Raw genomic sequence first — 22,047 nt, 5'->3', positions numbered from 1 at the left:
TGCGCCGCAATGTGACGTCATTGCGCGTTGCACAATGCCTTTCTTATGGCTAGAGAATGTGCAGCAATCCGATATGCTTGGTTTTTGTGCATGCCTGAAGTGACAAAATTGGCTTCGCCGCTCGACGTTGGCGGCGTGACAATCCGCAACCGCGTCTTCCTCGCGCCCATGTCGGGAATAACGGACGAGCCGTTCCGGCAGCGCGCCTACGCGCATGGCGCGGGCCTGGTCGTGTCGGAAATGGTGGCGAGCGGCGAGCTTGCCAAGGGCAGGGTCGGATGCGACCTGCGCATCCGTCATTCCGGGCTGCCCGTCCATATGGTTCAGCTTGCCGGCCGCGAGGCCGAGCACATGGCCGAGGGCGCGCGCATCGCTGCCGGCGAGGGCGCCGACATCATCGACATCAATATGGGCTGCCCGGCCAAGAAGGTGACCGGCGGCTATGCCGGCTCGGCGCTGATGCGCGATCTCGACCTCGCGCTGTCGCTGATCGAAGCGGTGATCGGCGCGGTCCAGGTGCCGGTCACGGTCAAGATGCGGCTCGGCTGGGACGACAATGCGCTCAATGCACCCGTCTTGGCGCGCCGCGCCGAAGAGGCCGGTGTTAAAATGGTGACCGTGCATGGGCGCACGCGCTGCCAGTTTTATCAAGGCAAGGCCGATTGGGGCGCCATCGCCCGCATCAAGGACGTCGTCTCGATCCCGGTCGTCGCCAATGGCGATGTGGGCTCGCCCGCGGAGGCCGCCGAAATCCTTGGACAGTCGGGCGCCGACGCGGTGATGATCGGCCGCGCGCATTATGGCGCGCCATGGACGGCGGGCCACATCGCGGCAACGGCTGCGGGCGACGCGCCCTCCGGCGTGCCGGAAAGCCCGCAAGCCATGGCGGACTACATCGTTTCCCACTACGAAGACATGCTGACGCTTTACGGCGTCGAAAGTGGCTTGCGCCAGGCGCGCAAGCATCTCGGCTGGTATCTCGACCGCCACGCTGCTGGCGTTTCCGATGAGCGGCGGAAAGCCATCCTCACCTCTTTCGAACCCGCCCGCGTCATTGCCTTGCTGCATGAGGTGTTTTCCGGCGAAGCCACGCCCTTGCGGAGCGCCGCATGAACGCCACCGTCACACCGAGCTCCGACATGGCGGATGCCGCCAGTATCGTGCTGAACACCATCCGCCGTCCGGTCATCATGGTCGATCCGGACGGGTTCATCACCTACGCCAATGCCGATGCGGAAGACTTCTTCCGTTCAAGTGCCAACATGCTTGCCCGCAACACACTGTCCAAGCTGATCCCGTTCGGCAGCCCGTTGCTGCAGCTGGTCGATCAGGTGCGCGAGCGCCGTGCGCCGGTCAACGAATACCGTGTCGACGTGTCGTCGCCGCGTCTCGGCATCGAGAAGGTCGTCGATCTCTATGTCGCGCCGGTGCCGGAATTCCCAGGCTCGATCGTGGTGATGTTCCAGGAACGCTCGATGGCCGACAAGATCGACCGGCAGATGACACACAGGGGTGCCGCGCGTTCGGTCACCGGCCTTGCCGCCATGCTGGCACATGAGATCAAGAACCCGCTGTCCGGCATACGTGGCGCCGCACAGCTGCTCGAACTCTCGGCGTCCGACGAGGATCGCGCGCTGACCCGCCTCATCACCGACGAGACCGATCGTATCGTCTCCCTCGTCGACCGCATGGAAGTGTTTTCCGACGAGCGGCCGATTGACCGCTATCCTGTCAACATCCATGTCGTGCTGGACCATGTGAAGGCAATCGCGAAGAACGGTTTTGCCAAGAGAATCAGGATATTGGAGGACTATGATCCATCATTGCCTCCGGTTTTCGCCAACCGCGACCAACTGATCCAGGTGTTTCTCAACCTGGTCAAGAACGCTGCCGAGGCGATCGGCGGCGACCCGCAGGGCGAGATCGTGCTGTCGACCGCGTTCAGGCCGGGCATCCGCGTTTCCGTTCCCGGAACCCAGGACCGCGTGTCGCTACCGCTTGAATTCTGCGTGCGCGACAATGGGTCCGGCGTTTCGGAAGACATTCTGCCGATCCTGTTCGATCCGTTCATCACCACCAAGCCGAACGGGTCGGGGCTCGGCCTGGCGCTGGTGGCGAAAATCGTCGGCGAGCATGGCGGCATCATCGAATGCGATTCGACGCCGCGCGGCACCACCTTCCGAATCCTGATGCCGGCCTGGAAAGAAACACCCATCGACACTGCCGATGATGAAGGCGAAGGAGACCGCAAATGACGGTTCGCGGCAATATTCTCGTCGCCGACGACGATGCGGCCATCCGCACCGTGCTCAATCAGGCGCTGTCGCGCGTCGGCCATGAGGTGCGCGTGACCTCCAACGCCTCGACGCTGTGGCGCTGGGTGGCGGCGGGCGAGGGCGATCTGGTGATCACCGACGTTGTCATGCCGGACGAGAACGCCTTCGACATGCTGCCGCGCATCAAGAAGGCGCGCCCCGAGCTGCCGGTCATCGTGATGAGCGCGCAAAACACTTTCATGACGGCGATTCGTGCTTCCGAAACAGGTGCTTACGAGTATCTGCCGAAGCCGTTCGACCTGACCGAACTGCTCAACATCGTCAACCGGGCGCTGTCAGAGCCGCGCCGACCGAAGATCGATACGCGACCGGAAGAACAGCCTGACGCGATGCCGCTGGTCGGCCGGTCGGCCGCCATGCAGGACATCTACCGCATGCTGGCGCGCATGATGCAGACCGACCTGACGGTGATGATCTCGGGCGAGTCCGGCACCGGCAAGGAATTGGTGGCGCGCGCGTTGCACGAATATGGCCGTCGCCGCGGCGGTCCGTTCGTCGCCATCAACATGGCGGCGATCCCGCGCGATTTGATCGAATCGGAGCTGTTCGGCCACGAGAAGGGCGCCTTCACCGGCGCACAGAACCGCTCGACCGGCCGCTTCGAGCAGGCCGAGGGCGGCACGCTGTTCCTCGACGAGATCGGCGACATGCCGATGGAGGCGCAGACGCGGCTGCTGCGCGTGCTGCAGCAGGGCGAATACACCACGGTCGGCGGGCGCACCCCGATCAAGACCGATGTGCGCATCGTCGCCGCCACCAACAAGGATCTGCGCACGCTGATCAACCAGGGGCTTTTCCGCGAGGATCTGTTCTATCGCCTGAATGTCGTGCCGCTTCGGCTGCCGGGTTTGCGTGAGAGATCGGAAGACATTCCCGATCTGGTGCGGCATTTCTTCAAGATCGGCGCCAGCGAAGGCTTGCAGACCAAGCGCATTTCGACCGGCGGCATCGAATTGATGAAGCGCTATCCGTGGCCGGGAAACGTGCGCGAGCTGGAAAACCTGGTGCGCCGGCTTGCGGCGCTCTATTCGCAGGACGAAATATCAGCCGAAATCATCGAAGCCGAACTGAAGACAGGCGAAAGGCCGGTCGTTCCCGGCGGCGGCAATTTGATCCCGGACGATCTGTCCATCGGCCAGGCGGTGGAGCACTTCCTGCAGCGCTATTTCGCATCTTTCGCCGGTGATTTGCCTCCGGCAGGTCTCTATCAGCGCATCCTGTCCGAGGTCGAATATCCGCTGGTGCTCGCTTCCATGACGGCAACGCGCGGCAACCAGATCAAGGCGGCCGAATTGCTCGGCTTGAACCGCAACACGCTGCGCAAGAAGATTCGCGAGCTGGGCGTCAACGTCTACAAATCGTCGAGATCGTGAGCGCCTACCGCCCGATGTGACGTCAGGTCATCCCCTTTTCAGGGGATCGGTGGCCGAAAGATTTCCGTCACGGCCACACTTGTTGCATAATCGCCACAATGCGTTGCATACATCCGACGCAATCACTGGCTCTTAGACGGCGACATGGCTTCGCAAGCTCTGACATCAAACGAACCGCTTTTCAGCAGACCCGGCCAGAGGGATGGACGCCGGCTGCTTGCGTTGCCTGGCGTTGTGGCAATTGCCGGCGCGCTGGTTACGGCGGCAATCTCGTTTGCCATTCTTGTCGGCGCCACGCCGATCACGCCAGACGCAAACACAACGCTGACGCTGATTGCGGCCAATGCCTTATTTGTGCTGGCGCTGATCGCCCTGGTCGGCCGAGAGGTGCATCGCATCACCATGGCGCGCCGGCACGGCAAGGCGGCTTCGCGGCTGCATGTGCGCATCGTGACGATGTTTGCGCTGGTCGCGGCCATCCCCGCCATCATGGTGGCCATCATCGCCTCGATCACGCTCGATATCGGCCTCGACCGCTGGTTCGAAATCCGCACCAAGGCAATCGTCAACTCGTCGCTGTCGATCGCGGACGCCTATGTGCAGGAAAACGCTCGCAATCTTCAGGGCACGACGCTGTCGATGGCCTACGATCTCGATGCGTCGCGCACGCTTTACGGCCTCGATCGAACCGGCTTTCTCGACCTGATGAACAAGGAAGCCGTGGGCAGGAGCCTGGTGCATGCGGCGCTGGTCAGGGAAGACGGCTCCTTTGTCATGAGCGCGAAGACCGATGCGGATTTCTCTATGCCGCCACCGCCGGAGGGCGCGGTCAGCGCCGCGGCCGACGGCAAACCGGTGCTGATCGAGCCGAAGACGCGCAACATCATGGGCGCCATCATCAAGCTGCGGGAGATCGAAGGCCTCTACCTCTACACCAATCGCCTCGTCGACCCCGAAGTGATCAAGGCGAGGGCGATCGTCCAGTCCAACACCGCCGAATATCGCGGCCTGGAAGACAACAGGCGGACGTCGCAGGTGGCGTTCGCGCTGCCCTATCTGTCGCTGACGCTGATCATCATCCTGTCGGCCATCTGGACCGGCATAGCGGTGGCCGACCGTCTGGTGCGGCCCATCCGTCAACTCATCGGCGCGGCTGACGAGGTTGCGACCGGCAATCTCGATGTCGCCGTTCCGGTACGGCCTTCCGACGGCGATGTCGCCTCGCTTGGCGATACGTTCAACAAGATGCTGCTGGAGCTTAAATCGCAGCGCAACGAGATCCTGTCGGCCAAGGATTTGATCGACGAACGGCGTCGTTTCTCGGAAGCGGTGCTGGCCGGCGTCACCGCCGGCGTCATCGGCGTCGATCCCTACGGCATCGTCTCCATCGTCAACAAATCGGCCGAAACGATGCTGGCCATATCGGCCACGGCGGCGCTGGGGCAGAACCTGTCCGCCGTGCTACCGCATGTCGGCCGTGTCTTCGAGATCGGCCGCAAATCCGGCAAGCCGGTCTATCGCGAGCAGGTCACCTTCTATCGCACCGGCGCCGAGCGTACCTTCAACGTGCAGATCACCATCGAGGCCGGCGACGACGGCGAGGAGGAGAAATCCTACGTCGTGACGGTCGACGACATCACCGATCTGGTCCAGGCACAGCGCTCGTCGGCCTGGGCGGATGTGGCGCGGCGTATCGCGCATGAAATCAAGAACCCGCTGACGCCGATCCAGCTCTCGGCCGAGCGCATCAAGCGACGCTTCGGCAAGGTCATCACCGAGGACCGCGAGATTTTCGACCAGTGCACCGACACGATCATCCGGCAGGTCGAGGATATCGGCCGCATGGTCGACGAGTTCTCGGCTTTCGCCCGCATGCCCAAGCCCGAGATGAAAGCCATCGATCTGCGTGAATCGCTGCGCGAGGCGTCGTTCCTGGTCGAAGTCAGCCGCGCCGACATTGCTTTCGAACGCGTGTTCGGCAACGAACCGCTCAAGGGCACGTTCGATAGCCGATTGATGGCGCAGGCTTTCGGCAACGTCATCAAGAACGCGGCCGAGGCGATTGACGGGCTGGAACAACAGGACGGTTCGCACGGCATAATCCGGATTCAAGCTGCCCGGCAGAATGGCGCCATACGAATCGACGTCATCGACAATGGCAAAGGCTTGCCGCGCGAGAACCGCCAAAGGCTGCTCGAGCCCTACATGACGACGCGCGAGAAGGGCACCGGGCTCGGTCTCGCCATCGTCAAGAAGATCGTGGAGGACCATGGCGGGCGGCTCGAATTGCACGATGCGCCCGCGGATTTCCACGGTGGACGCGGCGCGATGATCTCGATCATCCTGCCGCCAGCTGCCGCAACCGCGCCGCCACGCGGTCAAGGCGAAACGGAACACGAACGAGAAACTGAAAAGGTCGGTAATGGCGTCTGATATTCTCATCGTCGATGACGAGGAAGACATCCGTGAACTCGTCGCGGGCATATTGAGCGACGAAGGGCATGAAACCCGCACGGCATTCGATGCCGACAGCGCGCTCGCGGCAATCGCCGACCGGGCGCCGCGGCTGATTTTCCTCGACATCTGGTTGCAGGGCTCGCGCCTCGACGGGCTGGCGCTGCTCGACGAGATCAAGACGATGCATCCGAGCCTGCCGGTGGTGATGATCTCCGGCCACGGCAATATCGAGACAGCGGTGTCGGCCATCCGCCGCGGCGCCTATGATTTCATCGAGAAGCCGTTCAAGGCCGACAGGCTGATCCTGATCGCCGAGCGGGCGCTCGAAACCTCGAAATTACGGCGCGAGGTGTCCGACCTCAAACAGCGCAGCGGCGAAACTTTCGACTTGATCGGCATGTCGTCGGCGATGAGCCAGCTGCGCCAGACCATCGAGCGCGTGGCGCCGACCAACAGCCGCGTCATGATCATCGGTCCGTCCGGTTCGGGCAAGGAGCTCGCCGCGCGCGCCATCCACACGCTGTCGACGCGCAAGGGCGCGCCGTTCGTGACGCTGAGCGCGGCCAACATCACGCCCGAGCGCATGGAGATCGAGCTGTTCGGCACCGAATCGAACGGCACCGAGCGCAAGGTCGGCGCGCTTGAAGAGGCGCACCGCGGCATTCTCTACATCGACGAAGTGGCCGACATGCCGCGCGAGACGCAGAACAAGATTTTGCGCGTGCTGGTCGAACAGCAGTTCGAGCGGGTCGGCGGCACCAAGCGGGTCAAGGTCGACGTCCGCATCATCTCCTCGACCTCGCAGAACCTGGAGGCGATGATCGCCGACGGCCGTTTTCGCGAAGACCTCTATCACCGCCTGGCGGTGGTTCCGGTCATGGTGCCGGGCCTGGCCGAGCGGCGAGAGGACATTCCCTATCTCGTCGACAATTTCATGAAGCAGATCGCTCGCCAGGCCGGCATCAAGCCGCGCCGCATCGGCGACGATGCGCTTGCCGTGCTGCAGGCGCACAACTGGCCGGGCAATGTCCGCCAACTGCGCAACAATGTCGAACGGCTGATGATCCTGGCGCGTGGCGACGATATCGATGCGCCGATCACCGCCGACCTGTTGCCGTCGGAGATCGGCGATGTCATGCCGCGCACGCCGAACCAGTCCGACCAGCACATCATGGCGCTGCCGCTGCGCGAGGCACGCGAACAGTTCGAGAAGGATTACCTGATCGCCCAGATCAATCGTTTCGGCGGCAACATCTCGAAGACGGCGGAATTCATCGGCATGGAGCGCTCGGCGCTGCACCGGAAACTAAAGTCGCTGGGGGTCTGATCCCCATTGTTGTTGGTCGAGCGGGCCGCGCCCGTGCAATTGCCGGTTACGGCAGCGGCGGAATCGCCTAGAAATAGCGGGACTGTTCTGAGGGATCACCCATGCCGCGCATTGCCTATGTGAACGGGCGCTATGTCGCCCATGCCGACGCTGCCGTGCATATCGAGGATCGCGGCTATCAGTTCGCCGACGGCGTCTACGAGGTCTGCGAGGTGGCGCAGGGCTTTATCGTCGACATGCCGCGCCATCTTGCCCGGCTGAGCCTCTCCCTTAGCGAATTGTCGATCGACTGGCCGGTCACCAAGGGTGTGCTGCCGCTTCTTCTGCGCGAAATCGTCCGGCGCAACCACGTCGTCAACGGCCTGGTCTATGTCCAGGTTACGCGCGGTGTTGCCAGCCGCGACTTCGTTTTCCCGGCCGATACACCGTCATCGCTGGTGATTACGGCCAGAAAGGCCGACCCGGTGGCGGCCGCCAAGCGAGCCGAGGCGGGCATCAAGGTCATCACCGTGCCGGAAAACCGTTGGGACCGGGTCGACATCAAGAGCACCGGCCTGCTGCCCAACGTGCTGGCCAAGCAGAAGGCCAAGGAGGCCGGCGCCCAGGAAGCCTGGTTCGTCGACACCGATGGCAACGTCAAGGAGGGCGGCTCGTCCAACGCCTGGATCGTTACAAGGGACGGCGTTCTGGTCACCCGGCCGGCGGAGCATGGCATCCTGCGCGGCATCACCCGCACGACCATGTTCGAAGTGGCGGCAAAGCTCGGGTTGACGATCGAGGAGCGCGGGTTTTCAGTCACTGAAGCCAAGGCGGCGCGAGAAGCTTTCATCAGTTCGGCAACGACAATCGCCATGCCGGTCGTGGCAATCGACGGTGCCGCGGTCGCCAGTGGGCACCCCGGTTCGATAACACTTTCATTGCGGCAAGCCTTTTTTGACGTTGCGGAAAAAAGTCCAGCCTGATAACCGCACAGACGGACTGCACATCAATATATCTCGTTCTGCTTGTCGTTACTGACGGCAAGGGGGTGTTTGCAAGCTTGACATGTGCCCGCTAATTTGGCGCATTAGCCTGCAAACCGAAGGGGATCGGCGAAAGACAAGAACAATGGCGGAACGATCGCAAAACCTTCAGGACCTGTTCCTGAATTCTGTTCGCAAGAGCAAAAATCCACTCACCATCTTTCTCATCAACGGCGTCAAGCTGACCGGCGTGGTCACTTCCTTCGACAATTTTTGTGTTCTGCTGCGCCGTGACGGCCACTCCCAGCTCGTCTACAAGCATGCCATTTCCACGATCATGCCGAGCCAGCCGGTTCAGATGTTCGATGGCGAGGAAAGCCAGGGCGCCTGATTGGCACGTGAAAAAGACGCGGACCGCGGCGTCCGCGGGAAACCAGCACATAATTCCGGGACGGAAGCCACAGGTCCGACCCGGGCGGTTGTCATCGTGCCGGTGCTTACCCGGCATCAGCGCAACGATGACGAAACGAACCGTCCACGGCTGACGCGTTCGGCGGATGCGCGCCACGACGAAGCGGTCGGCCTTGCCCGCGCCATCAACCTGGATCTGATCCACACGGCGGTGGTCACCGTCAACGATCCACGCCCGGCAACCTTGCTCGGCAGCGGCAAGGTCGCGGAATTCGCCGAGATCGTCAAAGAGGGTCACGCGGAGGTGGTCATCGTCGACCATCCGCTGACGCCGGTGCAGCAGCGCAATCTCGAAAAAGAAATGAATGCCAAGGTGCTCGACCGCACCGGATTGATCCTGGAGATTTTTGGCGAGCGCGCGCGGACCAAGGAGGGCACGCTGCAGGTCGAACTTGCCCATCTCAACTACCAGAAGGGCCGCCTGGTGCGGAGCTGGACCCACCTTGAACGCCAGCGCGGCGGAGCCGGCTTCCTCGGCGGCCCCGGCGAAACCCAGATCGAGTCGGACCGGCGGCAGCTGCAGGAAAAAATCATCAAGCTCAAGCATGAGCTGGAAACGGTGCGCCGCACCCGCGACCTGCACCGCGCCAAGCGCAAGAAGGTGCCGTTCCCGGTGGTGGCGATTGTCGGCTACACCAATGCCGGAAAGTCGACGCTGTTCAACCGGCTGACCGGGGCCGACGTGCTGGCCGAAGACATGCTGTTTGCAACGCTCGACCCGACGCTGCGCCGCGTGCGCCTGCCGCACGGCACGCCGGTCATCCTGTCGGACACAGTCGGCTTCATTTCGGACCTGCCGACGCATCTGGTCGCCGCCTTCCGCGCCACGCTGGAAGAGGTCGTCGAGGCCGATCTGGTCATCCACCTGCGCGATATTTCGGATCCGGATACCGCAGCGCAAGCCGAGGACGTCGAGCGCATTCTCGCCGATCTCGGCGTCGATGCCGGCGATGCCAAGCGCGTCGTCGAAGTGTGGAACAAGGTCGACCTTCTCGACGACGGCAACCGGGAGCGCCTGCTCGCCGACGGCACTGACGCCAACAAGGCGCCGCCGATCGCCATCTCGGCCGTCACCGGCGAAGGCATCGATGCGCTGAAGGCGCTGATCGAGACCAGGATGTCGGGCGAACTGGAGGAATTGACGGTGACGATCGAACCGGCGCAGTTCGGCCTTGTCGACTGGCTCTACCGCAATGGCGACGTCGTTTCGCGGGTAGACAATGAGGATGGCAGCGCGACCATCGCACTCAAGGCCACGCACAGCGCGCGGCATGAGATCGAAAGCCGATTGCACCGCAAAAACAGGCAGTAAGCCTGATTATTTCGCGCTCTTGGCCTGCTGCCAGAGCACTTCCATCTCGTCCAGCGTGGCTTTTTCGAGCGTGCTTCCCGATGCATCGATCGCGCGCTCGACATAGTGGAAGCGCGAGCGGAATTTTTCGTTGGTGCCGCTAAGCGCCGCTTCCGAATCGAGCTTGAGGTGACGCCCCAGATTGACGACGGCAAACAGCATGTCGCCGAATTCGTCCTTGATCTCAGCCGTTTCGCCCTTAGCCAGTGCCTCGCGCAGCTCGCCGATCTCTTCCTCGATCTTGTCGAGGATGGGTGCTGCCTCGCTCCAGTCGAAACCGACACGCGCTGCCTTTTCCTGCAGCTTCAGCGCACGAGTCAAAGCGGGCAGGGCGACGGGCACGCTGTCCAGGAAACCCTTGCCATGGTCTTCGGGGTCGAGGCCGCGGGCGAGGCGCGCACTTCGCTTTTCGGCTTTTTCCTCAGCCTTGATCTTTTCCCACATGCCCTTTGCCATGCCGGCGCTGCGCGCCTTCTCGTCGCCGAAGACATGCGGATGGCGCCGGATCATCTTGGTGGTGATGGCCTCGACCACATCACCGAAGGCAAAATCGCCGGCTTCCTCAGCCATCTGCGCGTGGTAGACGACCTGCAGCAGGAGATCGCCGAGTTCGTCGCGCAGATCGTCGAGATCGCCGCGCGCGATGGCGTCGGCCACCTCATAGGCTTCCTCGATCGTATAGGGCGCGATGGTCGAGAAATCCTGCTCGATGTCCCAGGGACAACCGGTCTTCGGCGCCCTGAGCGCCGCCATGATCTCGATCAGCCGGGAAATGTCGCGCGAAGGTTTCATGCGGCAAATGCTATCCCGCTGCCTGTCGTGCGGCCAACGGCGTCAGCCGGAGAGGGGAGATTGTCCACAGCGAGCTTCAGCCGAGTACCGACACAACCGCCTTGGCGAGGTCATCCATGCCGTCCTCGGGCAGGCCGGCGACGTTGATGCGGCTGTCGCCGACCATGTAGACGCCATACTCGGCACGCAGCCGCTCGACTTGCGCCTCGGTCAGGCCAAGCCTGGAAAACATGCCGCGATGGCTGGCGATGAAGTCGAAGCGGTCGGAGTTGGACTGCCGGCGCAGCGCGTCGGCGAACTGGACGCGCAGCCTCAGCATGCGCAGCCGCATCTCCTCCAGCTCCGCCTCCCAGTCGGCGCGAAGGCCATCATCTTCCAGCACCATGCGCACGGCGGCGGCGCCATGGTCCGGCGGCATCGAATACATGGCGCGCGCCGCCGCCAGCATCTGGCTCATCGCCACATCGGCTTGCGCACCATCCTTCGCCAGGATCATCGCCGCGCCGACGCGGTCGCGGTAGACGGCAAAGTTCTTCGAGCAGCTCGAGGCAACGACCATTTCAGGCACCTTGCCCGCGAGAAGGCGCAAGCCGGCCGCATCGGCGTCCAGGCCTTCGCCAAAGCCCTGATAGGCAATGTCGACAAAGGGCAACAGCCCGCGCTCGACGACAAGATCGGTGACGCTGGCCCATTGCGCGATATCGAGATTGGCGCCGGTCGGGTTATGGCAGCAGCCATGCAGCAGCACGATATCGCCGGGCTCGGCTGCGCCAAGCGTTGCCAGCATCTCGTCGAAGCGCACCGCGCCGGAAACGGCATCGAAATAGGGATAATCGCGCACCTTGAGGCCGGCCCCGCGCATCACCGGCGGGTGGTTCGGCCATGTCGGGTCCGACAGCCAGACGGTTGCGTCGGGGCGGGTCCGCTTCAACAGCTCCGCCACCAGCCGCAGCGCGCCGGAACCGCCAGGCGCTTGCGCGGCGCGGATGCGCGTCATGTCGGCAGCGGGGCCGAAGGCCAGCTTGACCATCGCCGTGTTGAAGCCGGTGTCGCCGGCAAGGCCGAGATAGGTCTTGGTGTCCTGGTCCTGCAGCAACCGCTTCTCGGCCTCGCGCAGGGCGCGCATGACCGGCGTCCTGCCGTCGCGGTCCTTGTAGACGCCGACGCCGAGATCGATCTTGCCGGGGCGCGGATCGGCGCGATAGAGGCCGATCAAGGCGATGATCTTGTCAGCCGGGGCAGGTTGCAGGGTCTCGAACATCAATACGGCTCCAATGGCGGCGGAGTAATACGCAAAGCGGCCGCGTTTCGCCAGTGCTTCCATCTGCGCCAGTCCGCTAGCGTACTGGACCGCTACGCCAAGCTTTGTCTGTACGGCAGGGGTCGGCGGCTATGGCGACGGGTTCATTCCAATCCGCCGGATAAGCACCCGTCCAATCACGGCGAGACCGGTGCCGGTCAGCAGGGAGAAACCGCCGAGCATGCCGGCCAGCCCGGCAAGGAACCAGCGTCCGGCGAAGCTGTCGACGGAGGCATTTTGCGGATTGGTTGGGTCGTAAGCGACAGGGACGCTGTCGCCATCACCCCAGAACGAGCTGTGGACGGCATTGTTGAAGCGGATAACGGTGCCGTCGGCGGTCGAGAACTCGATGCGGGGATTGTATTCGGCGGCGACAATCCTGCCTGTCGCCGAAGCGGTACGAGGGCCGTACATCTCGACGATGGCCAGCACGCCGGAAGCGATCAGTCCGACAATGCCAAAGATGATGAACACCCTGCCGACGATCGGCAACGCTGCAAAACCCGTTACACGACTACCATTGGCCATCTTTTGCTCCTGGGACAGACGGATAAGGCTAGACTTCATCCATAAAGCAAACATCTGCCGCACGGGAGATGGGTAAGTGCGCAGCGGACTTCTGATTGCATGATGCCTATTGTGGCGACGCAAAAAAGTTTTGGTGGCGATGGATTAAGATCCCCGCCTGTTTCGTAAACGGGGCATGAAACGGTCGATGCCACGCTTCGATATTGTCGGACAGCTGGGTTCGCTCAGGCGCTACGCACGCTCGCTGACGCGCGACGGCACTGACGCCGAGGATCTGGTGCACGATGCGCTGGTGCGCGCCTACGAGCGGCGCGACACATTCCGCTCGGGCGGCAATCTGCGGGCATGGTTGCTGTCGATCGTCCACAACGCTTTCATCGACAAGATGCGCTCGCGCCGGTCGGAAGCAGCGCGTGTCGAGCAGGCCGGCTATCTCACCGATGCCAGCACGCCGGCGCCTCAGGAACATTCCGTGCGCCTGGCGCAGGTGCGCGAGGCCTTTTTCAGTCTGCCGGAGGAGCAGCGTTCGGCGCTGCATCTGGTCGCCATCGAGGGCCTTTCCTACCAGCAGGCCGCCGACGCCAGCGGGGTGCCGCTGGGCACGCTGATGTCGCGCATCGGCAGGGCGCGCGCAGCACTGCGCGAGATGGAAAACGCTGCACCTTCGCCGGCCAAAAGCCATCTGAGGATCGTGGGAGACCCGTCATGACCGACCTGTTGCGGGACCCGGTGACCGATACCGATCTCGATTCTTATGTCGACGACCAGCTGGATGTCGCGCGCCGCATTGAGGTCGAGGCGTTCCTGTCGGCTCGTCCGGAGGCAGCGGCCCGGGTGATGTCCGATTTGAGGACGCGCGACGAGCTGCGTCTGGCGCTGGCCGCATCCACAGGAATGGCGCGGCCCGCGACGACTGAAGTCGCGCGCCGGCTGGGCAGGGGGCTGGCCAGTCGCCGCGTCTTCGCCGTGCTGCAGCGGGCGGCGGCGGTCGCCATCTTTGTCGCTGCCGGCTGGCTGGCGAACGGCCTCTTCGGGCCGCTGCTGGTGACCAAGGTTGTGGCTTCGCCGCCGCCGCCCGCCTATGTCGAAGAAGCGATCCGGGCGCACAAGACGACGCTCATGCGCGAGGCGATGCCCTCGCAGTTGGAGGCGCCCAACTACAATGGCGACGAAATCCGCGCCGCCACCGCAATCGTCATGCCATCGCTGCCCAAGGACTGGAAGGTTCGCGACGTGCAGATCTATCCGTCGCGCTTCGGGCCGAGCGTCGAAGTGGCGCTGGAGACGAAGGATATGGGGCTGGTCTCGCTGTTTGCGATCCGGCCTGGAACCTTCGACGTCGTCAAGCCTGCCATCGCGCCATCGGGCGACATCTCCTCTGCCTATTTCCAGATCGGCGAGGTCGCGTACGCGGTCGTCGCGCGCAGCGATGTCCACGACCTCGACCGCGCCGCCGAGACGCTTGCCAAGACACTTTACTGATCAAGACGCTTTACTGAGACCACATAAGGAGAACCCGCATGAATACCCCTGACCTCGGATACCGCATGGGCACTGGCGCGCGCGCCGGCGCCGTCTATGACGAGGGCCTGCGCAGCCACATGCTGCGCGTCTATAACTATATGGGCATTGGCCTCGTCGTCACCGGCATCGTCGCCATGGTGGTCGCTTCGACGCCGGCCCTCTACGTGCCGATCTTTTCCAGCCCGCTGAAATGGGTGGTGATGCTGGCGCCGCTCGCCTTCGTGTTGCTGTTCTCGTTCAAGATGCAGACGATGTCGGCGGCGAGCGCCCAGTTGATGTTCTGGGCCTTCTGCGCGGTGATGGGCCTGTCGCTGGCTTCGGTGTTCCTGGTCTTCACAGGCACCAGCATCGCGCGCACCTTCTTCATCACCGCTACCATGTTCGGCGCCACCAGCCTCTACGGCTACACGACCAAGCGCGACCTGACCCAGTTCTCGTCCTTCCTGATCATGGGCCTGATCGGTGTGGTGATCGCCAGCGTCGTCAACATCTTCCTTGGCTCGACCGCGCTGCAGTTCGCCATCTCGGTGATCGGCATTGCCGTCTTTGTCGGCCTGACCGCCTGGGACACGCAGACGATCAAGGAACAGTATGCGGAGAATTTCGACGCGGAATCGCAGCAGAAGCTTGCCGTTTTCGGCGCGCTGTCACTGTACCTGAACTTCGTCAACATCTTCCAGCTGTTGCTGAATTTCACCGGCGAGCGCGAATAGTCGAACCGTAGCAAGGCAACAATCTCGATCTCGCAGTGGCCGGAGGAGAATCTCCGGCCACTGTCGTTTTGGCGTGGAGACATCGCTCCTCTATCAGCGCGATGTCGCTGCGCCCTTGAGTCCATGCGGGCTTTTGCTAACCTGCCGCTCGCACGCAGCTTTCCGCGAGAACGCATGGAACAAGTGACGCTTCACGGCGACGGCATCTCGGCAACCATTGTCGGGCAGGGGGCCGAGCTCATCTCCTTGCGCAATGCCGAGGGTCTGGAGTTTTTGTGGCAGGCCGGGCCGGAATGGCGGCGGCATTCGCCGGTGCTGTTTCCGATCGTCGGCCGGCTGGCGGGCGACCAGCTCCGCCATCGGGGCCAGGTCTATGCCCTGACGCAGCACGGATTTGCCCGCGACAAGCCATTTGTGTGGGCTGACGCGAGCCCCCGATCCTGCACGCTGGTGTTGACCGACGATGCCGATACACGCACGCGCTATCCGTTCGCCTTTCGCCTTGCCATCACCTATACGCTCGAGCGTCGGGAACTTGGTGTGAGCTTCGAGATTGCCAACACCGGCGACGAGACGCTGCCAGCCTCCATCGGTGCACATCCGGCTTTCAATTGGCCATTGCAGCCGGGGCTCGCCAAGACCGGCTACCACCTGACCTTTGCCCAGGACGAGCCGGCGCCGATCCGCCGGCTGAAGGATGGCCTGGTGCTGGCTGCACCGCGGCCGACGCCCATCGAAGGCAAAACGCTGGCGCTTTCCGAACAGCTGTTCGAGGCAGACGCCGTGATCCTCGACCGGCCGGCCAGCACCAGCGTGCGCTATGCCGCCGCGAACGGTGCGGCGATCGAGATGTCGTGGCAGGGTTTTAAGGAATTGGGCATCTGGTCGAAGCCGGGCGGCGCTCCGTTCCTGTGCATTGAACCCTGGCACGGGCTTGCCAGCCCCGTGGATTTCGAAGGCGAGTTCGCGGACAAGCCGGGCGTGATGCTGATCGCGCCCGGTGAAAAGCGCGTGCTGAGCTATCAGGTACGGCTCGACCATGCGCCGCTGTGACCGATGAACCAGAGACAGGCGCGATGAAACTTGGCTTCATCGGCACGGGTGCCCTTACAGCGGCCATTGTCAGCGGGCTCAAATCCGTCGCGGATAACTCCGTCTCCGTGCTGCTGTCGCCGCGCAATGAAGAGATCGCCGCGGAGCTGGCAGCCCGTTATCCGGATGTGCGTATCGCTGATGACAATCAGGCGGTTCTCGATCAATGCGACCTAGTCATGCTGGCTGTCCGGCCGCAAATTGCGCATGACGTCCTGCCGGGTTTGCGGTTTCGGCGCGAGCATCACCTCATCAGCTTGATCGCCACGCTGCCGCGCGAGGAGATTGCCGGCTTGACCGCACCAGCGCACCAGGTGACGAAAGCGCTGCCCATGCCGATGATTGCCCACCGGCTGGGGGCAACGATCATCTGCCCGCCGGATGCCACTGTCGCTGCCTTGTTCGGCAATCTGGGGAAAGCGATCGAGGTCGAGAACTCAGCCGAATTCAACGCGTTGAGCGTGGCCACCGCAACCTATGCCAGCTACTTCAGATATCTCGATACGATCAACAGCTGGCTCAAGAGGAATGGCGTGGAGGAAGGGAAGGGGCGCGATTACATCGCCTCGCTTTTCAAAGCCTTGGGAAGCGCTCCTGATATGTCGCCGGATGCCGACTTCATGAATCTGGCGCAGGACTATGCGACGCGCGGCGGCATCAACGAACAGGTTCTTCGCGAACTGACGGCGCAAAACGTGTTCGAGGCGCTCACCGAGAGCCTGGACGGCGTACACCGGCGCATCGTCGGCGATACGCCTTGATGGGCGGTACCTTGAAATTCCCTGATGATCAGGAGTATGGCTCCAACGGATGTTCCGGACCGTTTCGGGAGGGTCGTCGGGTGCCTGGATGCTTGAAATTGGGCTTTGTGGCAGCGGCGCTGGCTGTGCTGATTGTCTTTCCGGTCGCTGCCGCCGACATCGACCGCGCCAGCCTCTACCGCGCGCAATCGGTGACCAGCGGCACTGGCGAGGAGAACCGGGCGTGGGGCCTGGCGCCGTGCCTTGAAGAGGTGCTGGTCAAGGTTTCCGGCGACCCGCGGCTGATCGGCGACCCGCGTGTTGCGGACATGAGCCGGCACGCGGCCGACTATGTCACTGGTGTCGGCTACCGCGACCTGCTCAACAACCGCCCGCCGCATGACGAGCAGGGCACCCACGACCGGCCGCATTACATCACCGCCGATTTCGACCCGGACAAGATCGATGCCTTGCTGGCGTCGCTCGGGCGCAAACCGTGGGCGGTGCCGCGGCCAAAAATCGTCGCACTGCTGGATGTAAGGCCGATGAAAGGCGACGGCTTCACGCTGGTGCGCGATGGCGGCGGCGAGCTTGCGGCGGATATGCGCGTTGCGCTGGCGGACGCGGCGCACCGGACCGGTTTGCCGCTGGAGTTGCCTCGGCCGTCCGACGTCGCGCTCGCCGACGTGGCCAACACGCTGGATGGGGACGCCCTGCTTGCCGGCACTTTGGTATGGCGCCAGGAAGCGCTGGGCTGGGTCGGCGACTGGCGGCTCAGCTTTAAGGATAAGGAGTATCGCTGGCAGGTACGTGGCGTCAGTTTCGACGATGCGTTCCGCAACGCCACGCGCGGAACGCTGCAGATCCTGTCGGGCAATGGAGAGCCGGAAGCCGTCACGCCCTGACTTCAAGGGAACCTTCTTGCCCGAGCGCCGTAAACAAAGTGGCGGGCAAGCTTTGAGCAAGGAGGTATAATTGCAACATCGCCGGATCGACATTGACGGAAACAGCATCTTCTATCGCGAAGACGGCCCGCCTGATGCTCCCGTCCTTCTCCTGCCGCACGGCTATCCGTGCTCGTCCTATCAATTCCGACGGTTGATGCCGGCACTTGCCGATCGCTGGCATACATTCGCGCCGGACTTTCCCGGCTTTGGCTACAGCGGCACGCCCGAAATGTCGGACTTTGGCTATGATTTCGATGCCTATGCCGGGTTTCTGACAGCTTTCGCCGATGCGCTCGGCACGTCGCGCTATGCGCTCTGGCTGCACGATTATGGCTCTCAGATCGGACTGCGCCACGCCATCGCACATCCCGAGCGCATCGCGGCACTCATCATCCAGAACGGCGATATATACCAGGATGTTCTCGGGCCGAAATACGCTGGGATAAAAGCCTATTGGAAGGAAAAGACGCCCGAAAAGCACCGGCCGTTGGAAGAGGCGGTAAGCGAGAAGGGCTTCCGGCACGAGTTTGTCGGAGAGGTGGATTACGCTGTAGCCGAGCGCGTGCCTCCCGATCTTTGGAAACTCCACTGGCCTTTGATGGACACGCCGATCCGCCGGCGGCTCGCGGTCGGCCTGATGGAGAAGCTGGAGGCGAACCTCGGCTGGTTCCCGCGCTATCAGAGCTATCTGCGCGAGCACCAACCGCAAACGCTCATCGTCTGGGGCCCCGAGGATGGTTACATGCCGGCACAATCGGCGCATGCCTACCAGCGCGATTTGCGGGAAGCGGAGCTTCATCTGATCGATGGCGCCGGCCACTGGTTGCTCGAAACGCATTTCGATGAGGCACTTCCGCTGGTGCGCGATTTCCTGGCGCGCGTCCACAGTCAGGAAGCGAAAGGGACGGGCAGGGCGGCCGGCCGGGCGTAGACCCCTCCGTTGCGGTCATCGGATCGATCTGCAACCATGGCGTCATGATAGAAAAGTCTGCCGCGCCCTGGCCTCTGCTGCAAATCGCGATCGAGCCGAAGTCGCGGGCGGATCAGGAGAAGCTAGCTACTGCCTTGTCGAAGCTGGCGGACGAGGATCCCTGGTTGCACGTCAAGCAGGATGCGGAATCGGGCCAGACGATCGTCGCCGGCAGGGACGAACTCCACCTCGACATAGTCATCGACCACCTGCGCCGCGAGTCTCGCATTGAGGTGAATGTCGGCGCGCCCAAGGTAGCGTATCGCGAGACGATCACCCGTAAGCACGAGCAGGACTACACGCACAATAAGCAGTCCGGTGGTACGGGTCAGTTCGCCCGCGTCAAGATTGCGTTCGAGCCGAATGGCGGTAGCTGGGACTTCGTCTTCGGGTCCAAGGTCGCCGACGGTGCGCTTCCGAACGAATATGTTGCGGGCGTCGAAAAGGGGCTGCGGAACATTCTGTCTTCAGGCCCGTTTGCTGGCTTCCCGATGCTTGGCGTGAAGGCAACGCTGATCGACGGCGCGTATCACGATACTGATTCCTCGCCCCTGACTTTCGAGATCGCCGGCCGAGCCTGCTTCCGTGAAGCCGCTCCCAAGCTGGGCGTGCAGCTCTTCGAGCCGATCATGCAAGTCGAGGTGAACACGTCGGCGGCCTATGTCGACAAAATCATCGCCGAACTGCACAGCCGCCGGGGCCTGATCCGGAGTCGGGAAATCAGCGGCGTGGTCGTCGTTGTCAAAGCGACAATGCCGCTCGCGAACATGTTCATGCTGGAGGATGCGCTCCGGTCCTGTTCGAACGGACTGGCACGCCTGCGCGCCGACTATTCCGGATACGCTCCCGTACCACTGCCACCCGGCGGCGACCCACCGGCCGCCATGGCCATGGCCAGATGACGTCGCCAAAATTCTCCTCGCGGGCAGGGTTCCTTGTCGGCCTCGGCGTCACGCCGGTCGCCTTTTTCCTGGCGCTCTATTCGGCCGGGGCCGGGCATGGCGACTATGTGCTGGCGCGACTTCTCTATCCGGTCCCCATGCTGGCAACGCTTTTGACCAACACAACGATCACCAGCCTTTCCATCGGATTGGCTGCGCTGCAGTTTCCTGCCTATGGGGCATTTGTTGCGGGCGCCGGCGGCTCCAGATGGCTGGCCCTTGGCGTCTTCCATCTTGTTGCAATCGCAGCAGCCTTCAGCGGCCTCCTGGAAAGCTTTTCGGGATGACGCTCCTGTTCGTTATCCCGGCGCGGGCCGGTCGAGCAGGAAGTCGAGGCCTTTGCGAAAGGCGCCATCCCTTGAGAAATGAAGACCACGCCAACTCATTTCGCCACTGCTTCGTCAACGTTCCTCCCGCCAAGCAATCAGAGCCGCCGGCCCGCATCTCAGTCAGCAGGGCGTATATTGGCACGTCCGTAATGGAAGCAGCAGCCACATATGAAAGTCGCATAAGATAGATTATGGAACTTATGCATCAGGCTGCAGCTGGGAAAGGACGCGGACTTTCATAGGCTTGGCATGATCGACGCGTGTTGCCTTGAGCCGATGGCCAACGCTACGCTGTGTTGATGACAACAGGAAAGCGTGACATCGAAGCGGCGATCGAAGTGTTCGTGCACGGCTTCAGCACCGACAAGAGCCGCACCTTTCCATACGAAGCCAGCCGCGTCGGACCCTTGTGGCTGATGCGCGATGCCGAGCGCAAGAATGCACGCGACTACCGTGGCGAAGAATGGATCGTCCATGACGTCGCCGCCGAGGAAGCCGATGCCATCGTGCGGCAGCATGCGCGGCCGGGCTTTGCCGTTTCGGTCGTGATCGCGAATGACGGCCCGGACGAACCGACGCGAACGGCCTACAAGGCGCTCGGCTACCGGCTGCTGCGGACGGAAGGCTTTCATCCAGTCGCTGCGCCAAATTCCAGACCCGCCAGCAATCGTCTCTATCGAACGCGTGAGGACGGCTGAACGCGCTGCACAACTGGGAAAGGTCATACGCAGGCGGCCACTTCCAGACGATCAACTCGGCGACGATGCGCCGTTTCGCCAGTATGTGGCGCTCGATGGCGACGCCATCGTCGGGCGTGTGCGCAGCATAGACGCCGTCGGCGCCACATGGTGCTCGGCAATGTTTGTCGAGCCTTCGCACCGGCGTCGAGGCATCGGCCAGGCGCTGATGGCCAAAATGCTGCATGACGACAAAGCGCATGGGTCGCGGTGCTCGATGCTGTTGGCGACGCGTGCCGGAGCGCTGCTTTATCCCCGCATGGGCTATGAGCGGATTGGAACGCTGCTGATCTTCGCGCCGAAGAACCGAACGTCCTTATAAAGATATGCTCGTATCATGCTGTCTCATAAAGGAATTTCGATCACCATGCCGTCATAGGCCGGAGTGACGTTGGCCGGCACCTCGGCCTTCACCGTGGCATAGTCGAGCGGCACATGCATATGCGTCAGCACGGCCTGTTTCGACGCCAGTTTTTCAATCCAGCCAAGCGCCTGACCGAGCGACAGATGACTGGGATGGGTATGGTACTGCAAGGCATCGATGACCAGCATTTCCAGGCCGCGCAGCCGCTCGGCGGTGGTATCCGGGAAGTCGCTTATATCGGGGCAGTAGGCCAGCCCGCCGATGCGGAAGCCGAGCGAAATGATGTCGCCATGGATCTGCGGCAGCGGCTCGAGGGTGAGGGCACCGCCCTCGCCTTCGATCGTCACCGCCCTTGCGTGATCGATGATGTGCGGCCTGACGATCGGCGGATAGGAACTGCCAAACGGCGTCTCGAAGCAATAGCCGAACGCTTCGCGCAGCCTGAGCATGGTCGGCTGGTCGGCATGGACATCGATCAAATGGCGCTGCTCCAGCACGTAGCCGCGCAGATCGTCGATGCCGTGGATGTGGTCGGCGTGCGGATGCGTATAGACGACGGCGTCGATGCGCCGGACGGCCGCCATCAGCATCTGCTCACGGAAATCAGGCCCGGTGTCGATGACGACCGTGGTTCTGGCGCCGTTGGCTGCTATCCGCTCGACGAGCGCGGCTGAGCGTGTACGCCGGTTTTTCGGATTGGCCGGGTCGCAATTGCCCCAGTCGCCGGTGATGCGCGGCGTGCCAGGTGACGAGCCGCAGCCGAGGATGGTGAGGCGCAGCCGGTCGCTCATGC

Annotated in this window: 22 protein-coding genes and 1 pseudogene; 19 read left to right on the top strand and 4 right to left on the bottom strand. The window is 62.9% G+C overall.

Annotated features, from left to right (window positions below; all coding sequences use genetic code 11):
* Positions 1-90 precede the first annotated feature (90 nt).
* From dusB to hflX, 8 genes are all read left to right on the top strand, one after another.
* Complete coding sequence (gene dusB, locus NKI32_RS15910; protein WP_353002974.1) at positions 91-1,113, top strand: tRNA dihydrouridine synthase DusB; 1,023 nt, start codon at positions 91-93, stop codon at positions 1,111-1,113.
* A complete protein-coding gene (locus NKI32_RS15905; protein ID WP_023706549.1) occupies positions 1,110-2,255 on the top strand; it encodes a two-component system sensor histidine kinase NtrB in 1,146 nt (381 codons plus the stop codon). Before dusB ends, NKI32_RS15905 begins: the two co-directional genes overlap by 4 nt.
* Positions 2,252-3,709, top strand: a complete 1,458-nt coding sequence (gene ntrC, locus NKI32_RS15900) for a nitrogen regulation protein NR(I) (protein ID WP_023691281.1) — start codon at positions 2,252-2,254, stop codon at positions 3,707-3,709. The genes NKI32_RS15905 and ntrC overlap by 4 nt, the downstream gene beginning before the upstream one ends.
* 144 nt (positions 3,710-3,853) lie before the next feature.
* Positions 3,854-6,142, top strand: coding sequence for a sensor histidine kinase NtrY-like (locus NKI32_RS15895; RefSeq protein ID WP_353002973.1), 2,289 nt, complete (start codon positions 3,854-3,856; stop codon positions 6,140-6,142).
* Positions 6,132-7,493, top strand: coding sequence for a nitrogen assimilation response regulator NtrX (gene ntrX, locus NKI32_RS15890; protein WP_023668929.1), 1,362 nt, complete (start codon positions 6,132-6,134; stop codon positions 7,491-7,493). Before NKI32_RS15895 ends, ntrX begins: the two co-directional genes overlap by 11 nt.
* A gap of 101 nt (positions 7,494-7,594) precedes the next feature.
* Positions 7,595-8,455 carry a D-amino-acid transaminase gene (locus NKI32_RS15885; RefSeq protein WP_353002972.1) on the top strand — a complete coding sequence of 287 codons (861 nt, stop codon included), beginning with the start codon at positions 7,595-7,597 and terminating at the stop codon, positions 8,453-8,455.
* Between the two features lie 145 nt (positions 8,456-8,600).
* Positions 8,601-8,846 carry an RNA chaperone Hfq gene (hfq, locus tag NKI32_RS15880; protein ID WP_006202172.1) on the top strand — a complete coding sequence of 82 codons (246 nt, stop codon included), beginning with the start codon at positions 8,601-8,603 and terminating at the stop codon, positions 8,844-8,846.
* Positions 8,847-10,238, top strand: coding sequence for a GTPase HflX (hflX, locus tag NKI32_RS15875; RefSeq protein WP_352511975.1), 1,392 nt, complete (start codon positions 8,847-8,849; stop codon positions 10,236-10,238).
* Positions 10,239-10,244: 6 nt separating this feature from the next.
* Here the strand turns inward: hflX and mazG are convergent, their stop codons facing one another.
* From mazG to NKI32_RS15860, 3 genes are all read right to left on the bottom strand, one after another.
* A complete protein-coding gene (gene mazG / locus NKI32_RS15870; protein ID WP_023730633.1) occupies positions 10,245-11,069 on the bottom strand; it encodes a nucleoside triphosphate pyrophosphohydrolase in 825 nt (274 codons plus the stop codon).
* Positions 11,070-11,145: 76 nt separating this feature from the next.
* Complete coding sequence (locus tag NKI32_RS15865) at positions 11,146-12,330, bottom strand: amino acid aminotransferase (RefSeq protein ID WP_023691284.1); 1,185 nt, start codon at positions 12,328-12,330, stop codon at positions 11,146-11,148.
* Between the two features lie 129 nt (positions 12,331-12,459).
* A complete protein-coding gene (locus NKI32_RS15860) occupies positions 12,460-12,897 on the bottom strand; it encodes a DUF3592 domain-containing protein (protein WP_352538970.1) in 438 nt (145 codons plus the stop codon).
* Positions 12,898-13,072: 175 nt separating this feature from the next.
* Between NKI32_RS15860 and NKI32_RS15855 the strand changes: the two genes are divergently transcribed.
* From NKI32_RS15855 to NKI32_RS15805, 11 genes and pseudogenes are all read left to right on the top strand, one after another.
* A complete protein-coding gene (locus NKI32_RS15855) occupies positions 13,073-13,606 on the top strand; it encodes a sigma-70 family RNA polymerase sigma factor (protein ID WP_023688465.1) in 534 nt (177 codons plus the stop codon).
* Positions 13,603-14,379, top strand: coding sequence for an anti-sigma factor family protein (locus NKI32_RS15850; RefSeq protein WP_023805228.1), 777 nt, complete (start codon positions 13,603-13,605; stop codon positions 14,377-14,379). The genes NKI32_RS15855 and NKI32_RS15850 overlap by 4 nt, the downstream gene beginning before the upstream one ends.
* A 38-nt stretch (positions 14,380-14,417) precedes the next feature.
* A complete protein-coding gene (locus NKI32_RS15845) occupies positions 14,418-15,134 on the top strand; it encodes a Bax inhibitor-1/YccA family protein (RefSeq protein WP_023710521.1) in 717 nt (238 codons plus the stop codon).
* Between the two features lie 174 nt (positions 15,135-15,308).
* Complete coding sequence (locus tag NKI32_RS15840; RefSeq protein WP_353002971.1) at positions 15,309-16,187, top strand: aldose 1-epimerase family protein; 879 nt, start codon at positions 15,309-15,311, stop codon at positions 16,185-16,187.
* A 23-nt stretch (positions 16,188-16,210) separates the two neighbouring features.
* Complete coding sequence (locus NKI32_RS15835; RefSeq protein WP_023730628.1) at positions 16,211-16,987, top strand: pyrroline-5-carboxylate reductase; 777 nt, start codon at positions 16,211-16,213, stop codon at positions 16,985-16,987.
* Positions 16,988-17,094: 107 nt separating this feature from the next.
* Positions 17,095-17,871 carry a DUF8605 domain-containing protein gene (locus tag NKI32_RS15830; RefSeq protein ID WP_352512113.1) on the top strand — a complete coding sequence of 259 codons (777 nt, stop codon included), beginning with the start codon at positions 17,095-17,097 and terminating at the stop codon, positions 17,869-17,871.
* Between the two features lie 70 nt (positions 17,872-17,941).
* Positions 17,942-18,844 carry an alpha/beta fold hydrolase gene (locus tag NKI32_RS15825; protein ID WP_023682543.1) on the top strand — a complete coding sequence of 301 codons (903 nt, stop codon included), beginning with the start codon at positions 17,942-17,944 and terminating at the stop codon, positions 18,842-18,844.
* 41 nt (positions 18,845-18,885) lie between these two features.
* Positions 18,886-19,785, top strand: a pseudogene (locus NKI32_RS15820) (translation factor GTPase family protein); the annotation flags it as partial.
* Positions 19,782-20,111 (top strand): hypothetical protein, encoded by a 330-nt coding sequence (locus NKI32_RS15815; protein ID WP_023668943.1) that lies wholly within the window; start codon positions 19,782-19,784, stop codon positions 20,109-20,111. The pseudogene NKI32_RS15820 and the gene NKI32_RS15815, both read left to right, overlap by 4 nt.
* A gap of 341 nt (positions 20,112-20,452) precedes the next feature.
* Positions 20,453-20,851 (top strand): hypothetical protein, encoded by a 399-nt coding sequence (locus NKI32_RS15810; protein ID WP_353002970.1) that lies wholly within the window; start codon positions 20,453-20,455, stop codon positions 20,849-20,851.
* Positions 20,838-21,212, top strand: a complete 375-nt coding sequence (locus NKI32_RS15805) for a GNAT family N-acetyltransferase (RefSeq protein ID WP_353002969.1) — start codon at positions 20,838-20,840, stop codon at positions 21,210-21,212. Before NKI32_RS15810 ends, NKI32_RS15805 begins: the two co-directional genes overlap by 14 nt.
* A gap of 23 nt (positions 21,213-21,235) precedes the next feature.
* On the opposite strand, the gene NKI32_RS15800 is transcribed toward NKI32_RS15805, so the two are convergent.
* Positions 21,236-22,045, bottom strand: coding sequence for an MBL fold metallo-hydrolase (locus tag NKI32_RS15800; RefSeq protein WP_023755224.1), 810 nt, complete (start codon positions 22,043-22,045; stop codon positions 21,236-21,238).
* Positions 22,046-22,047 lie beyond the last annotated feature (2 nt).

Origin of the sequence: Mesorhizobium sp. M0761 (genome assembly GCF_040320205.1) — a bacterium.
Classification (GTDB): domain Bacteria; phylum Pseudomonadota; class Alphaproteobacteria; order Rhizobiales; family Rhizobiaceae; genus Mesorhizobium.
The sequence above is the reverse complement of the archived record's forward strand: the minus strand, read 5'-3'. Positions and strand labels throughout refer to the sequence as shown.

What these genes read in the sequence shown, in the direction of transcription:
- NKI32_RS15835 (WP_023730628.1), top strand. Translation starts at nt 16,211, where the DNA reads ATGAAACTTGGCTTCATCGGCACGGGTGCCCTTACAGCGGCCATTGTC.
- NKI32_RS15840 (WP_353002971.1), top strand. Translation starts at nt 15,309, where the DNA reads ATGGAACAAGTGACGCTTCACGGCGACGGCATCTCGGCAACCATTGTC.
- NKI32_RS15865 (WP_023691284.1), bottom strand. Translation starts at nt 12,330, where the DNA reads ATGTTCGAGACCCTGCAACCTGCCCCGGCTGACAAGATCATCGCCTTG.
- NKI32_RS15815 (WP_023668943.1), top strand. Translation starts at nt 19,782, where the DNA reads ATGACGTCGCCAAAATTCTCCTCGCGGGCAGGGTTCCTTGTCGGCCTC.
- NKI32_RS15845 (WP_023710521.1), top strand. Translation starts at nt 14,418, where the DNA reads ATGAATACCCCTGACCTCGGATACCGCATGGGCACTGGCGCGCGCGCC.
- NKI32_RS15885 (WP_353002972.1), top strand. Translation starts at nt 7,595, where the DNA reads ATGCCGCGCATTGCCTATGTGAACGGGCGCTATGTCGCCCATGCCGAC.
- ntrC (WP_023691281.1), top strand. Translation starts at nt 2,252, where the DNA reads ATGACGGTTCGCGGCAATATTCTCGTCGCCGACGACGATGCGGCCATC.
- hfq (WP_006202172.1), top strand. Translation starts at nt 8,601, where the DNA reads ATGGCGGAACGATCGCAAAACCTTCAGGACCTGTTCCTGAATTCTGTT.
- dusB (WP_353002974.1), top strand. Translation starts at nt 91, where the DNA reads ATGCCTGAAGTGACAAAATTGGCTTCGCCGCTCGACGTTGGCGGCGTG.
- mazG (WP_023730633.1), bottom strand. Translation starts at nt 11,069, where the DNA reads ATGAAACCTTCGCGCGACATTTCCCGGCTGATCGAGATCATGGCGGCG.
- NKI32_RS15850 (WP_023805228.1), top strand. Translation starts at nt 13,603, where the DNA reads ATGACCGACCTGTTGCGGGACCCGGTGACCGATACCGATCTCGATTCT.
- ntrX (WP_023668929.1), top strand. Translation starts at nt 6,132, where the DNA reads ATGGCGTCTGATATTCTCATCGTCGATGACGAGGAAGACATCCGTGAA.
- NKI32_RS15895 (WP_353002973.1), top strand. Translation starts at nt 3,854, where the DNA reads ATGGCTTCGCAAGCTCTGACATCAAACGAACCGCTTTTCAGCAGACCC.
- NKI32_RS15860 (WP_352538970.1), bottom strand. Translation starts at nt 12,897, where the DNA reads ATGGCCAATGGTAGTCGTGTAACGGGTTTTGCAGCGTTGCCGATCGTC.
- NKI32_RS15810 (WP_353002970.1), top strand. Translation starts at nt 20,453, where the DNA reads ATGACAACAGGAAAGCGTGACATCGAAGCGGCGATCGAAGTGTTCGTG.
- NKI32_RS15855 (WP_023688465.1), top strand. Translation starts at nt 13,073, where the DNA reads ATGAAACGGTCGATGCCACGCTTCGATATTGTCGGACAGCTGGGTTCG.
- NKI32_RS15800 (WP_023755224.1), bottom strand. Translation starts at nt 22,045, where the DNA reads ATGAGCGACCGGCTGCGCCTCACCATCCTCGGCTGCGGCTCGTCACCT.
- NKI32_RS15905 (WP_023706549.1), top strand. Translation starts at nt 1,110, where the DNA reads ATGAACGCCACCGTCACACCGAGCTCCGACATGGCGGATGCCGCCAGT.